Raw genomic sequence first — 14,239 nt, 5'->3', positions numbered from 1 at the left:
AGAGGTACCACAAGGTGCCTCTTTTTTATTTTCATTAATCCAGGGAAATAAAAAACGGTTGCTCCATCTGCCGGAACAACCGTTCAATATGATGATCACAAGTTTTATTCTTCCGTTTCTTCTTTCTGCGGCCCTTTGAATATCCGCCGCACGGCTTTCCTGATCTTGTTGATATTGCGCAGCTGCTCCTGGATCGGCATCAGCGTGATGTCGCCTTCCTGCATGCCGGGCTCGCTGTTTTCAGCGGTGCGTTGTTCAGGGTATACGAGTATTACGTTGTTGTCTTTAAAATGCCGTTGCAGCCGCTGCGGCACGCCATCCAGGTAAGGCTGGTACGAAAGGGTGCCTTTGCGCGCGGAAACCGCCACCACCAGGTCGTCTCGCGAGATGCTGCGGGCCAGTACCAGGAAGTCTTCCGGGTTTTCGAGTATCTTGTAGCTCAGCTCCACGCTCAGCTTGCTTTCGGCGATGAACCTTTGCACGCCCAGCTGCGTCTGCTTGCCGCTGTACAGCACGATCCTCGCGCCGGCCTGCTTGGCGAGCAGGATGATCTTTTGCATGTAGTGCGCAAAGCCCAGCTCATACTCTGCGTTACGCGGCAATATGAGCACCAGCTTTTTGGTGGTGCTGAGCGGGTGCTGGAAGTGGCATACGTAAACGGTTTCCCAGACGCTCTGCAATACGTTGTCTGTCGTGCTGCCGAAGAACGAACCGATCAGGCGCTCTGTGGCGCTGGTCTTGTCGCTCCAGCCCAGTATCACGTCCGAGATCAGCAGCTCTTTTACCGCGCGGGAGATACCGTCCGTCACGTTGAGGTCTACACGCGTTACCACCTGCACATTGCTTTCGGAAGCGGCGGCGTGTATCACTACTTTTTCCATCATTTTGTTGCTGGCGTAGATCTTTTCGCGGGCCTCCTCATCGTCCTGCACTACCACCATGGGGTATACGGGCGCGCCGTTGCTGGGGTCTTTCACCATCAGCGCAAAATCTATCAGCGGCTCCATTTTTTCGGGATGGGCCACGGGAATGAGGAAACGTTCCGGGCCGCCGGCGGTCTCCGGTTTTTTATCGGCTTCCTGGATGGCCAGTTTGCGGCCCGCGCTTTCTGTTACGAAAGAGCCTACCATGCAAGTGATCAATATCAGCACTACCGTACCGTTCAGTACATGTTCATCGATGATGCCCATTTTATAACCGATCAGTATCACCGCGATGGTGGCGGCAGCGTGAGAGCTGCTGAGGCCGAATATCACGTTGCGCTGCGTGGCGGTGTAGCCGAAGGAAAGCTGGGTAAAAAATGCCGCGAGCCATTTGCTGGCCAGTGCCATGGCAGTGAGCGAGCCCGCTATGATCAAGGCTTCCGGGCCTTTCAGCAACACCTTCAGGTCCACGATCATACCCACGGAAATGAGGAAGAACGGGATGAAAAGGGCATTGCCCACGAATTCGATCCTGCTCATCAGCGGGGATGTATGCGGGATCAGCTGGTTAAGCGCCAGCCCTGCCAGGAAGGCGCCGATAATGGCTTCGACGCCTGCCAGTTCGGCCAGGAAAGCCGCCAGGAACACCAGTGCCAGCACGAAGATGAAGTGCGTCGTTTTATCGTCTTTGATCTTTTTGAAGAACCACCTGCCGATGATGGGAAAGGCCCAGAGCACTATCACGGCGAACACTGCCAGGGAAATGCCCAGCTGGAGCCAGAAAGCGGTATTCAGGTTGCCCGCTTCCGCGCCGGTGATGACGGCCAGGATGAGCAGCACGGCGGTATCGGTGATGATCGTGCCGCCAACGGCCACTGTTACGGCCTCCACCTTGGTAATGCCCAGCCTGCTGGCCAGGGGATATGCTACCAGCGTATGCGTGGCAAACATGCTGGATATCAGCAGCGAGGCCATCAGGTTGAAATGCAGCACATAGGTGCAGAGAATATAACCAAGGATAAGCGGGATAAAAAAAGTGAATGCCCCGAACACAAGACTGCGGTGGCGGTTCTTGCGGAATTCGGTCATGTCCAGCTCAAGGCCGGCCAGGAACATGATGTACAGCAACCCCGCATTGCCAAACAGGTTGATACTGCCTTTTTCTATGATCTTGAACCCATGGTCGCCAATGGCCATACCCGCCAGGATGAGCCCTATGATGCTCGGTATCCTGAACTTGCGCAGCACAATAGGCGCCAGGAGGATGATGAATAATACCAGCGAAAAAATCGGAACCGGGTCCTTCAGGGGTAAACTGAAGTGTATAATTAAATCCAAACCTTTCATCTACTTATATTTATCGTTCGTTGCCGTTAATTTACAACCATTCTGCCAAAACGGGGGTCATCCGCAAAAAAATGTAACTTTGCGGAAATATCAGTTGCAATCATGAGTTATACGGGAACAGGCGTATCCGTGCAGGAACAGGAAGATGTGCTGGTGGAAACGGCAGAACAATTCCCCTTTTCCATTATCGTCTGGAACGACGATTTTAATACTTTCGACTGGGTGATCCAATCGCTGATCGAAGTATGCGGCCATACGGCCGAACAGGCGGAACAATGTGCCCTGATCATTCACCATAATGGTAAATACGCGGTTAAAAAAGGCCCGTTCGAAGACCTGAAACCTATGTGCGAAGCGCTGCTCGACAGGGGTATCAGCGCCACCCTCGAAGAAACAGTTGCATCATAAATGCCCCTCTTCTACCTTCCCGAAGATGAACTCGTTTTCCCGCCCCTTTCCCTGGCGGAGCCCGACGGGCTGCTGGCCGTAGGGGGCGACCTCAGCATGGAGCGCCTGCTGCTGGCTTACCGCTCCGGCATCTTTCCCTGGTACAACCGCAAGCCCATCCTCTGGTGGTCGCCAGACCCAAGGTTCGTACTCTTTCCCGCAGAACTGAAAGTATCCCACAGCATGAAACAATTGCTGAAACAAAACCGCTTCCGCATCACGTACAACCAGGCCTTCCCGGATGTGATCAGCAACTGCCGCAGCATTGAGCGCGACGGGCAGGATGGCACCTGGATCACCCGCGACATGCTCGACGCTTACGTCCGGCTGCATAAAGCAGGGTATGCCCTTTCTGTTGAATGCTGGGAAAATGACGAGCTGGTCGGCGGGTTATACGGCGTAAGGATCGGGAAATGTTTTTTCGGGGAAAGCATGTTCGCCAAAACCAGCAATGCTTCCAAGGCAGCCTTCATCACTTTTGTGAAGGAACATGCGCCGGAGCTGGAAGTGATAGACTGCCAGGTGCATACGCATCACCTGGCCTCGCTGGGAGCGAGGTTCATCAGCCGCGTGAGTTTCGTGGATATCGTGCAGCGGTACGCGCAATAGCTTTTATTCCACCGGCGGCTCCCAAAGCTCAATCTTATTGCCTTCGGGGTCCATGATCCAGCCGAACTTGCCGTAATCAAACTCCTGTATCTCCCCTACTACCTCCACGCCTTCCGCTTTCAGGGTTTCCAGCAGTTCTGCCAGGTTTTCCACCCTGTAATTGATCATGAACGGTTTTGTGCTGGGATTAAAATACCCGTTGTCTTTCTTCATGGTGCTCCACTGCGTCATGCCGGTCCGTTCCGGGTTATCATTCTCCCGCCAGGTGAAAGAAGCGCCCCACTGGGTCACAGGCAGGCCCAGGTGTTTGCCGTACCATTCATTCATTGCCGCAGGATCTTCGCACTGGAAGAACACGCCGCCGATACCGGTAACTCGTTTCATAAGTTTTGTATTTAACTTTTAATGAAAACGGACTATTTCTTCTTCCGGACAAATGTGCCTTCAAACATGCACTTGATGTCGCGGTATGCGCCGCAGCCTGTTTCGCGGATGGTAACACGGCCGCTGCTGAATTTGAAATCCATGATGCAGGCAGACTGTTTGTCCCTGAACTGCCCGGTGGTGGCGGAAGTAAAACGGCCCGTGCCGTCCAGCTCGCCGGTGCAGGCGCCTTTATCGCGGGAGAAGTGTATGAAGAAGAGGAATTCTTTGGCGGTTTCGCCGTCGCGGATGGAAACAATGTTTTCGCCGGACCAGTAGTTGCCGGAAAATTTATGTTTACGCGGCAGCGTGTCTATCGGGTTATACAGCCCGTCTACCGGTTCGTTGGAATTGGTAAGGATGAGGGCCAGGCTGCCGTCTGAGCTGGCCGCATATACGTCTTCCCGGCTGCTTTTCGCCCCGGTTTCGGTAGTTACTTTGATGTTCAGCTTTTTGTCGATCGTGAAGCCCATGCGTTTACCGCCGCTATTCCTGGCCACCAGGTGGCGCCCGAGGAATTCGCCGGTTTTGCTGTACAGCACCATCCAGGCTGCGTCACCGGAGCGGGCGCTGCCTTCTACCAGCACGATATCGAATTTTTCATTAGGCGGCTGGATCACGCCGAGCGGGAAGAATTTCGGTTTCTCCGCAGCAGTGAACACTCCTTTTGCCAGGGTATCCGGCATGAACTGCTTTACTACCCTGGCTTTCAGGGCGGTGCTATCAGGCAGTTTGCGGCTGAGAGAATCCGCGTCCCAACGGTAAGTAAGCGATGCAACAGGGAAAAGCCGCCGGAAATCAGGGTAGGTCAATACCTGTTCTTCTTCGGTTGTTGCCTGTTTAGGCTTTGATTTACAAGCCGTCATAAAACCAATCGCCAGTGCCAGGAGTAGGAATCTGCTCATATCTTGTTGTAATTGAGCGAAAAGGTAATTATAATTTCATATATCTCACAGTTATTTCACTTTCCGGAAAATATTATTTAGATTTGTCTAAATTATATTTTAGGGACTATGAATTTGACGGCAGCGGAAGAAAACTACATCAAAAGCATTTACAAGTTGCAGGACGGCCAGGCGGTGGTAAGCACCAACGCCATCGCTTACGAGCTGGATACCAAGCCGGCATCCGTAACCGACATGGCGAAAAAGCTGAAAGAAAAGAAGCTGATCGATTATGAGAAATACCAGGGCATCAGTCTTACCGCCGAAGGCAGGCGCCTGGCCCTGCAGATCGTGCGGCGGCACCGGCTGTGGGAATGTTTCCTGGTAGACAAGCTGGCCTTCAGCTGGGACGAGGTGCATGAAATCGCGGAAGAGCTGGAGCACGTGCGCAGTGAAAAGCTGATCAACCGCCTCAGCGAGTTCCTCGGCAACCCCACTACAGACCCGCACGGAGACCCCATCCCCGATGCGCAGGGTAAGATCAGCAAAAGCAAACAGCTCGTATCATTGGATAAGGCGACGGCCCGGCGGCTGGAAGTAGCCGGCGTGTCCGACCAAAGCTCTTCCCTGCTGGAGTTCCTCCACGCCAAGGGCATCAGGCTGGGCACGCAGATAGATGTAATAGAGCGCTATGAGTTTGATAACTCTGTAGAGATCAAAATACGGAACCAGCCCGCCTTCACCATCAGCGAGCAGGTTTCAAAGAATATTATGGTGAAAACATTGTAAGCAGAGAAATGAAACTCCAGGATCACGCCTCTTCGCTGAGCGAAGTAAATCAAAGCATCGACACGACCGTTGTACATAAATCGGGCTGGAGGAAGATATTGGCTTTCTTCGGCCCCGCCTATCTTGTAAGCGTGGGGTACATGGACCCGGGCAACTGGGCTACGGACCTGGCGGGCGGCAGCAAATACGGTTACACCCTGCTCTGGGTGCTGCTTATGAGCAACCTGATGGCCCTGCTGCTGCAAAGCCTCAGCGCGCGGCTGGGCATCGTGCGCGGTCGCGACCTTGCGCAAGCCAACCGCGAAACCTATCCCGCGCCGGTCAATTTTGTATTGTACATCCTTGCTGAAATTGCCATCGCGGCTACAGACCTGGCGGAAGTGCTGGGCATGGCCATCGGTATACAGCTGCTCACCGGCCTGCCGCTCATGTGGGGCGTGGGCCTCACCGTGCTGGATACTTTCCTGCTGCTGTTGCTGCAACGTTACGGCATCCGCAAAATGGAAGCGTTCATTATTACCCTGGTGGCGATCGTGGGCACTTCGTTCTTCATAGAACTGCTGCTGGCAAGGCCGCCGCTGGGCGAAGTGGTTACAGGTTTCGCGCCTTCCCTGCCGGACGATACGGCTTTATATATCGCCATCGGTATTATCGGCGCAACGGTGATGCCGCACAATCTTTACCTGCATTCAGCATTGGTGCAGACGCGCAAGATCAAAAAAACGGATGAAGGTATCCGCCATGCGCTGAAGATCAATTTCCTGGATACCACGATCGCTTTGAACCTCGCGTTCTTCGTGAACGCGGCCATCCTCATACTCGCCGCAACGGTCTTTTACAAAGCCGGTCATACCGAAATAGCCGATCTCCACGAAGCGCATCGCATGCTGGAACCTTTGCTGGGTACTCGTCTTGCTCCCATCCTCTTTGCCGTGGCATTGATTGCCGCGGGGCAGAGCTCTACCGTTACGGGCACGCTGGCGGGGCAGATCGTGATGGAAGGTTACCTGCGCCTGCGTATCAATCCCTGGCTGCGCAGGCTGCTCACCAGGCTGGTGGCTATCATTCCCGCGCTCATCGTGATCTGGGTATCCGGCGAAGAAAAGATCGGGCAGCTGCTGGTATTCAGCCAGGTGCTGCTCAGCCTACAGCTGGGCTTCGCGGTGATACCGCTGATACACTTTGTGAGCGATAAACATACGATGGGTTCTTTCGCTATTAAACCCGCCGTAAAAGCGGCAGCATGGCTGATCTCCACTATCCTGGTGTACCTGAACGTAAAAATGGTATGGTCGCAGGCAGACGAGTTCATGAGCAGCAACAACATCTGGTGGGCAAACATACTCATCATACTGATCGGGTTCGGGTTCCTGGTGCTGCTGGGGGTTACGATCATTTACCCATGGCTCAGCCGCTACCGCATGGAACGCTCCGCCCGCATGCATCCCACCAAGGTAACGCTCGGCAGCCTCGAAGCGCCCCGCTACAAACGTATTGCCATGGCGCTGGATTTTTCGCAGAACGATGAAAAGATCATCGCCAATGCGCTGGCACAGGGGCAAGCGGATACGGAATACATTCTCATTCATATCGTGGAAAGCGCTTCCGCGCGGTATTTCGGCAAGGAAGCAGACGACTTCGAAACACGCAAGGACCAGGAGCAGCTGGAAACCTACCTCAGCCTGCTGGCCGGGAGGAATATCAACGCCAAAGGCGTATTAGGCTATCGCCACCGCGCGAAAGAGATCGTACGCATCGTGAAAGCGGAACAGGCAGACCTGCTCGTGCTCGGCGGGCATGGGCATACCGGTATCAAAGACTGGATATACGGGGAAACGGTGAATTACGTGCGGCACTACGTGCACATCCCGGTACTGGTGGTGCAATGATGTAAAAACGGAAGATATATGCTGAACAAATTCAAACCCGGGGATGTGAAAACATTCCAGCGGCAGGTAACCGCGGCAGATTGCGCGATGTTCGACAGCGGGCCTGTACACCCCGTGTACGCTACCTTTGCGCTGGCCCGCGATGCAGAATGGTGCTGCCGTTTGTTCGTGCTGGAAATGAAAGAGGAAGATGAGGAAGGCATCGGCACCATGATCTCGGTGCATCACGTAAGCCCTGCCCCGGAAGACTCAGTGGTGACATTCACCGCCACGGTAAAGTCCCTCCGTGGCAATGAGATCATCTGCTCTTACGAAGCGCGCTGCGGGGAACGGCTGGTGGCTTCGGGCGAGCAGGGGCAGAAGATACTAAAGAAGGAAAAGCTGGAAACATTGTTCCGTTCCTTATAACCCCAATACCTCTTTGAGTTTCGGGTAACCCGTTTTGCTGACGAGCACTTTACTGCCGTCGCGCAATATAGCCAGGTACGTTTCTTTTTCGTAGGGATCTATCCGGGTGATCTGGCTTACATTCAGGATGTAAGAACGGTGCACACGGATGAACTGCTGCGGGTCCAGCATCTTTTCAAAAAAAGCCATCGTTTTATTTTTCAGGAAACTGCCTTCGGCGGTAACGATCTTCACATAATCGTCTGCAGCTTCCAGGTAGTGTATCTCCTGCACGGGTATGATCTTGATCTTCCCGTTGGTCTTCACCACGATGCGGTTGTGCTGCATGGGCACTTCGCGGGCGGCGCTGTCCAGGAAGTCCGCCGTTATTTCGGTCTTCCGCTCCAGCATCTTTTGCAGGGCTTTGTCGAAACGGTCTTTGGAGAACGGCTTCAGCAGGTAATCTACCGCGCTCACCTCGAATGCGCGCAGCGCATATTCTTCGAAGGCGGTGGTGAATATCACGCAGGGTATCTTATCCACCAGCTCCAGCATTTCAAAACCGTTGATCTTCGGCATCTGGATGTCCAGGAATATGAGGTCGGGCTGGTACTGCTGGATGGCCTTCAGGCCTTCAAACCCGTCGTTGCACTCTGCCACCACGTCTATCTGCGGGTAGGCCTGCAGGTATTCTTTCACCAGCTCGCGCGCCAGCGGTTCATCATCGATCAGTATTGTCTTTATCATGCAATTGCGGTACTTTGATCTGGGTAGTGAATATATTTCCTTCTACGCGTGTTTCCAACAGGTCTTGCCGCGCAAAAAGCAGGTACAGCCTCCGGCTGATGGAGCTGAGCCCGAAACCCGTTCCCTGCCAGGATTGCTGTTGCAGGGAAGGGTCGAACGGATTGGAAACGGACACCACCAGGATGCCGTTTTCCTGCCAGGCTTTGATCACGATGGTGATCGCATCCGTAGTATCGTAAAGCCCGAACTTGATCGCGTTCTCCACTACGGGCTGGAGAAGCATGGGCGGTACCTGTAAAACGGAGGCTTCGTCGCTCTGCTCCACCTGGGTGCTGAGCCGGTGGCGGAAGCGCACCTTTTCGATATCAAGATATAACTGGAGGTATTGCAGTTCTTCTTTCAACGTTATCCAGAGCTGGTCTTCTTTTTTCAGCGTGCCTCTCAGGAAATCGCTCAGCTTCTGGATCATCTGCCGGGCTTCTTCGGGCCTGAGCGTGACGAGAGCATTGATGGAATTCAGGCTGTTGAACAGGAAGTGCGGCTGCAGCTGCTGGCGGAGCTTGTAGAGCTCTGCTTCTTTGGCCATTTTCTCCGCGGCTTCCTTGCGCGCCAGCGCCTGGCGGTGCTCTTCCATTTCATATAAAAAGAAGCTGATGAAACCCGTGCCGGTGATGATCAGCCAGCCCAGCGCGAAACGCACGGGCAGCGTGTCTTTCAGCCACAACATGTATTCGGCGTTGTCGTTAAAAATGCTGCGGAGCGCGTAATATACGCTTGCCAGCCAGATCACGCCTACGGTTGCGGTGAGTAATGCCACGAACACATACTTCCCTTTTACAGGCCTGTAATATGCCAGCATCTGCGTGATACATGCTGTGGATATGGCGAGAAGACCGTTGTGGAACGCGCTGTCTGTCCATGCCAGGGCCATCGGTATCTTCAGCCAGGCGTTCAGGATGATCCCGTGCATTTGCGCGAATATCCATACCCCTACGATGAACGTCCAGCGGAATTGTGTTTCTTTCAGCAGATGTGTAGCCATTGCGTTTTTTACCGGTTATACATTCAGCTCAAAGTATTTCTGCGATTGCAGCTGGGCCGCCTTCATCTGGAGCAGGGCCACGTAGCTGCTGGCATTCTCGGGTTCTTCCACGCGGGAATACAGCTCCATACCGTCTTTCAGCTCATCCAGCGCGCTTAGCTCGGGCACATTGATGAAGCGCCATTCCACCAGCTCCTGCTTTTGATTGCGGAAAGCATATTGCTCCTGCTCCCCGATCTCTACAGCCTTCTTCCATGCTTCTTTTTTGCTCACGGCACTGATCAGGCGCAGCTGTTCGTCGAACTGCGGGAGGTGTTCCCCTTTTCCGCAGATGATCTGGTAAACGATCTTTGCTACAAACCAATACATGTTTTAACGGTTTACGGGTAATAATAAGGATGGATGGGATGGATAACAATTAACAACGGACAAAAGAACGGCGGAAGGAAAGATCATTAATAACTTTTCAGGTCTACCCCACCGAAGGTGCAGGAGCCTTTCAGCACGAGCACTTTGTTGCTGGGCATTACGGGCGGTATCTTGCGTTTATCCTCGATTCCGCCGAAGATGGTGTTCACATCCAGCTTCACATCCCAGCTGCTGGGCACTACGATCTCCACACCGCCAAACATCGTCGTGATGTCCAGCACTACTTCGCCCTGTATATCGGCCTGCATGAAGTTCAGTTCCGTGCCGCCGAAGATGGTGGTAATATTGCCGCCCTGGAAGTTCTTCGACAGGATGATCTTGTTCGTACCGCTGAAAATGGTGGTGCTTTGCAGGAAATCATCCCGGTTCACCCCACTGTCGCTCATCACTTCATTGTACCGCTGTTTCCGGCTGGAGGCCCGCCCGATAATACTCACACCTACTACCATGAGGATGATCGGGAAGAGGAACCTGCGGATATTCCAGTCCATCGGCACAATTTCCGGGACCAGGAACACGCAGCCTATGAAAGTGATAATGAACCAGGTAATGCCCTGGAACTTACTTCTTGCACCCACAACAAAACCCACCAGGATCAGGATCATCGGCCAGGAAAAAATCCAGCCGGGCAGCTCAAGCCCCGCCCTTCTCAGGAAAATGAAAAGACCTATGCAAAGAACAATAACGCCGGCCCAGAGACCGCTGCCGTTATCTTGTTGACGATTATGCCTGCTCATAAATTGTAGTGTTTTTAAAATTTATGATACAAATCTACCCCGGCGCGGCGCTCGGGGCAATGCTGCTTAGGCGGGGAGGGGGCTGTTGCCGGTGAAAAGGGGGAAATTGCCGGTGAAAATGCTCACAGTTCGACGATAACGGATTCGCCGCCCAGTTTCCGGATAATGGACTGGACGCCGGCTACCATGGCATCGGGGCCGCAGATGTAGAAATGCTGGCCGAAGTCCTTCACTTTGTCGCGCAGGTATACCTCGTCCACGTAATGATGGTCATAGCCCGGGAAGGCCTCATCCGTAAGGGTATTGATGAAATTTTTACCGAGCATGGCCTTGAATTCTGACTCCAGGATAATGTCTTCCCGGGTCTTATTGGAGAAGATGAGCTTGTTGTTGCCCAGCCTGCCGTCTTTATGCAATTGGCGGAAAATGGCTATAAAAGGGGTGATCCCGGCGCCGCCGGCAATGAACACGCCCTCGCCCTCGTAATGGATAGCGCCCCAAACGTCGTGCAGGATAAGGCTGTTGCCGGGTTTCAGCAGCCCCAGCTGGCGGGTCACGCTGGGATGGGGATGATCGTCGTATATCTTGATGGTGAATTCCAGGGTATCCCATTCATTGAGGGCGGTGAAGGTAAAGGGCCTGAGCTGGTCTTCCCAGCCGGGGAGATTGATGGCCACATCGGTTGCCTGGCCGGGTATGAACGTGTAACCGGCAGGTTTTTGAAGGGTAAATCGCTTTACATTGTGGGTTACCGGGGTTATATCTAATATTGACACAATATGTTCAGCCATAGTTCCTTGATTTTCTGGTGCAGCAATTCTCCTTCTAATTTAAGGTAATTATCACAATTCCGGGGTGCAGGCCTAGTCCAAATGTCATACCTTTGCGGAGCATTAATGAAATAATAACACAGCATATATGCCGGCAGAAAAAATTCAGATGACCAACGGGCAGATCAAGGTTCCTGCCCATCCTATTATTCCGTTCATTATCGGAGATGGCATTGGCCCCGACATTTGGCGCGCCAGTGTGAGAGTGTTTGACGCAGCGGTCGAAAAGGCCTATGGCGGCGAACGGAAGATCGAGTGGAAAGAAGTACTGGCTGGCGAAAAGGCTTTCCAGGAAACAGGCGAATGGCTTCCCAAAACCACGTTGGACGCATTGAAGGAATACCTCGTATCTATCAAAGGCCCCCTCACCACCCCGGTAGGCGGCGGCATCCGTTCGCTGAACGTAGCCATGCGCCAGGAGCTGGACCTCTACGCCTGCGTGCGCCCCGTGCGCTGGTTCAACAAGGTGCCCTCCCCCGTGAAGCGCCCTGAAAAGGTGGATATGGTGATCTTCCGCGAGAACACCGAAGACATTTATGCCGGCATCGAATATATGTACGGCACCGAAGGGGCCAACAAACTCCTGAAATTCCTCACCGAAGAGCTGGGCGTGAAGCAGATCCGCTTCCCCGAGACCTCTTCCCTGGGCATCAAGCCCGTTTCCAAGGAAGGCACCGAAAGGCTGGTGCGCGCTGCCATCAAATACGCCATCGAGCACAAACGGCCTACCGTTTCCCTCGTTCACAAAGGCAACATCATGAAGTTCACCGAAGGCGGCTTCAAGAACTGGGGCTACGAGCTGGCGGTACGCGAGTTTGGCGACTACGTGTATACCTGGGGGCAGTGGGAACAGACCAAGAAAGAAAAAAGCGAAGAAGAAGCCAACCGCGAGCTGAAAGTAGCGCAGGCGCACAATAAGATCATCATCAACGATGTGATCGCAGACAACTTCCTTCAGCAGATACTCCTGGCACCGCAGGAATATTCCGTGATAGCGACCCTGAACCTGAACGGCGACTATATCTCCGACGCGCTGGCAGCGGCTGTGGGCGGCATCGGCATTGCGCCGGGCGGCAACATCAACTACGCTACCGGCCACGCCGTATTTGAAGCCACGCACGGCACCGCGCCCCGCTTCGCGAATACAGATACGATGAACCCCTCTTCCGTGATCCTTTCCGGCGTAATGATGCTGGAATACATGGGCTGGAAAGAAGCGGCGGACATCATCGTGCACGGTCTCAGCACGGCGATTATGCGCAAAAGGGTGACCATCGATTTCTACAAGCTGATGGACGATGCCACGCTCGTTAAATGCAGCGAGTTCGCCGACGAGATCATCAAGCAGCTGTAGGCAATATGAATTTCATGCAACTGATTGCAAAATTCGGCCGGTAAATATTATCTTTCGAAACTGTAATCAAATCATTTGATAAAAAAACGTAATCCAATCAACCGGATACGTATTTGAAATTGGCTGTAATAAAAAATAAAAACTGATGTCACAAAAAATCAAAGTTGCAAACCCTGTGGTTGAACTGGATGGCGACGAAATGACGCGGATCATCTGGAAGTTCATTAAAGACAAACTGATCACTCCTTATCTGGACCTGGATATTAAATATTTTGACCTCGGAATGGAGCACCGCGATGCCACCAACGACCAGGTGACTGTAGACGCAGCCAATGCGATCAAACAGTACAGCGTGGGTATCAAATGCGCTACCATCACGCCTGATGAAGAGCGTGTAAAAGAGTTCAAGCTGAAACAAATGTGGAAATCACCCAACGGCACCATCCGCAACATCCTGGACGGCACCGTGTTCCGTGAGCCCATTGTGACCAAGAACGTTCCCCGCCTTGTGCCCAACTGGACCGCACCCATCTGCATCGGCCGCCACGCATTCGGCGACCAGTACCGCGCTACAGACTTTGTGACCAAAGGCAAAGGCAAGCTCACCATCAAATTTGAAGGCGAGAACGGCGAAGTGATCGAGCATGAAGTATACAACTTTAAAGGCGACGGCGTTGCGCTGGCGATGTACAATACAGACGAGTCTATCCGCGGCTTCGCCCGCTCCTGCTTCAACCAGGCGCTGATGAAAAAATGGCCGCTGTACCTCAGCACCAAGAACACCATCCTGAAAAAATACGATGGCCGTTTCAAAGATATTTTCGAAGAGATCTACCAGCAGGAATTCAAAGCTGAATTCGACAAAGCGGGCCTCACTTACGAGCACCGCCTGATAGACGACATGGTGGCCTCCGCGCTGAAATGGAACGGTAACTTCGTATGGGCGTGTAAGAACTACGATGGCGACGTACAGTCAGACACCGTGGCGCAGGGCTTCGGCTCTCTCGGCCTCATGACCTCCACCCTCGTTACGCCCGACGGTAAAACGATGGAAGCGGAAGCCGCGCACGGCACCGTTACCCGCCACTACCGCGACCACCAGGCCGGCAAGCCCACTTCCACCAACCCCATCGCCTCCATCTTCGCATGGACGCGCGGCCTGGAGTTCCGTGGCAAGCTGGACGGCAACCAGGAGTTGGTGAACTTCTGCCACGCGCTGGAACAGGTGTGCGTAGAGACCGTTGAAAGCGGTAAAATGACCAAGGACCTGGCTGTTTGTATCCATGGCAACAAAGTGGAGCATGGCAAACATTACCTTTACACCGAGGAATTCCTTGCCGAGCTGGACACAGCGCTGAAAGCGAAACTCGCTAAATAAGCACAGACGTATATCTGCATACGG

15 protein-coding genes are annotated in these 14,239 nt (G+C 53.4%); 7 read left to right on the top strand and 8 right to left on the bottom strand.

Translation table 11 applies throughout. The annotated features are described in order from the left end of the window. Window positions 1–104 precede the first annotated feature (104 nt). Window positions 105–2,270 (bottom strand): cation:proton antiporter, encoded by a 2,166-nt coding sequence (locus tag R3I13_RS20130; RefSeq protein ID WP_346319770.1) that lies wholly within the window; start codon window positions 2,268–2,270, stop codon window positions 105–107. A 102-nt stretch (window positions 2,271–2,372) separates the two neighbouring features. On the opposite strand from R3I13_RS20130, the gene R3I13_RS20125 reads away from it, so the two are divergent. Further along, entirely contained in the window at window positions 2,373–2,678 is a 306-nt protein-coding gene (locus tag R3I13_RS20125) for an ATP-dependent Clp protease adaptor ClpS (RefSeq protein WP_346319769.1), read from the top strand. Next, a complete protein-coding gene (gene aat / locus R3I13_RS20120; RefSeq protein ID WP_346319768.1) occupies window positions 2,679–3,326 on the top strand; it encodes a leucyl/phenylalanyl-tRNA--protein transferase in 648 nt (215 codons plus the stop codon). It abuts the gene before it with no gap. Window positions 3,327–3,329: 3 nt separating this feature from the next. Here aat and R3I13_RS20115 read toward each other — a convergent pair whose 3' ends face one another. Next, complete coding sequence (locus R3I13_RS20115; protein ID WP_346319767.1) at window positions 3,330–3,710, bottom strand: VOC family protein; 381 nt, start codon at window positions 3,708–3,710, stop codon at window positions 3,330–3,332. 32 nt (window positions 3,711–3,742) lie between these two features. Continuing rightward, the gene (locus tag R3I13_RS20110) at window positions 3,743–4,654 is read right to left on the bottom strand and encodes a hypothetical protein (RefSeq protein ID WP_346319766.1); all 912 of its coding nucleotides are present in this window, start codon (window positions 4,652–4,654) and stop codon (window positions 3,743–3,745) included. A gap of 108 nt (window positions 4,655–4,762) precedes the next feature. Here R3I13_RS20110 and R3I13_RS20105 point away from each other — a divergent pair, with 108 nt between their 5' ends. The 3 genes from R3I13_RS20105 to R3I13_RS20095 are packed head-to-tail and all read left to right on the top strand — an operon-like array spanning window position 4,763 to window position 7,719. Continuing rightward, the gene (locus R3I13_RS20105) at window positions 4,763–5,422 is read left to right on the top strand and encodes a metal-dependent transcriptional regulator (RefSeq protein WP_346319765.1); all 660 of its coding nucleotides are present in this window, start codon (window positions 4,763–4,765) and stop codon (window positions 5,420–5,422) included. A gap of 8 nt (window positions 5,423–5,430) precedes the next feature. After that, entirely contained in the window at window positions 5,431–7,311 is a 1,881-nt protein-coding gene (locus R3I13_RS20100; RefSeq protein WP_346319764.1) for an Nramp family divalent metal transporter, read from the top strand. 18 nt (window positions 7,312–7,329) lie between these two features. After that, complete coding sequence (locus R3I13_RS20095; protein WP_346319763.1) at window positions 7,330–7,719, top strand: hypothetical protein; 390 nt, start codon at window positions 7,330–7,332, stop codon at window positions 7,717–7,719. On the opposite strand, the gene R3I13_RS20090 is transcribed toward R3I13_RS20095, so the two are convergent. The 5 genes from R3I13_RS20090 to R3I13_RS20070 form a co-directional block, all read right to left on the bottom strand. Continuing rightward, window positions 7,714–8,445 (bottom strand): LytTR family DNA-binding domain-containing protein, encoded by a 732-nt coding sequence (locus R3I13_RS20090; RefSeq protein ID WP_346319762.1) that lies wholly within the window; start codon window positions 8,443–8,445, stop codon window positions 7,714–7,716. The genes R3I13_RS20095 and R3I13_RS20090 overlap by 6 nt on opposite strands. Further along, entirely contained in the window at window positions 8,420–9,487 is a 1,068-nt protein-coding gene (locus R3I13_RS20085; RefSeq protein ID WP_346319761.1) for a histidine kinase, read from the bottom strand. The genes R3I13_RS20090 and R3I13_RS20085 overlap by 26 nt, the downstream gene beginning before the upstream one ends. Before the next feature lie 15 nt (window positions 9,488–9,502). After that, window positions 9,503–9,856, bottom strand: a complete 354-nt coding sequence (locus R3I13_RS20080; RefSeq protein ID WP_346319760.1) for a DUF4288 domain-containing protein — start codon at window positions 9,854–9,856, stop codon at window positions 9,503–9,505. An 86-nt stretch (window positions 9,857–9,942) separates the two neighbouring features. Continuing rightward, window positions 9,943–10,653 (bottom strand): LiaF domain-containing protein, encoded by a 711-nt coding sequence (locus R3I13_RS20075; RefSeq protein ID WP_346319759.1) that lies wholly within the window; start codon window positions 10,651–10,653, stop codon window positions 9,943–9,945. A 122-nt stretch (window positions 10,654–10,775) separates the two neighbouring features. Continuing rightward, window positions 10,776–11,444, bottom strand: coding sequence for a flavodoxin reductase (locus R3I13_RS20070; RefSeq protein ID WP_346319758.1), 669 nt, complete (start codon window positions 11,442–11,444; stop codon window positions 10,776–10,778). Between the two features lie 127 nt (window positions 11,445–11,571). On the opposite strand from R3I13_RS20070, the gene icd reads away from it, so the two are divergent. Continuing rightward, complete coding sequence (gene icd, locus R3I13_RS20065; protein ID WP_346319757.1) at window positions 11,572–12,837, top strand: NADP-dependent isocitrate dehydrogenase; 1,266 nt, start codon at window positions 11,572–11,574, stop codon at window positions 12,835–12,837. Between the two features lie 145 nt (window positions 12,838–12,982). Then, window positions 12,983–14,215, top strand: a complete 1,233-nt coding sequence (locus R3I13_RS20060; RefSeq protein ID WP_120515350.1) for an NADP-dependent isocitrate dehydrogenase — start codon at window positions 12,983–12,985, stop codon at window positions 14,213–14,215. Window positions 14,216–14,239 lie beyond the last annotated feature (24 nt).

The sequence above is a fragment of the Chitinophaga sp. YIM B06452 genome (assembly GCF_039655965.1).
GTDB lineage: Bacteria > Bacteroidota > Bacteroidia > Chitinophagales > Chitinophagaceae > Chitinophaga.
This window is presented reverse-complemented; position numbering and strand designations above follow the sequence as displayed.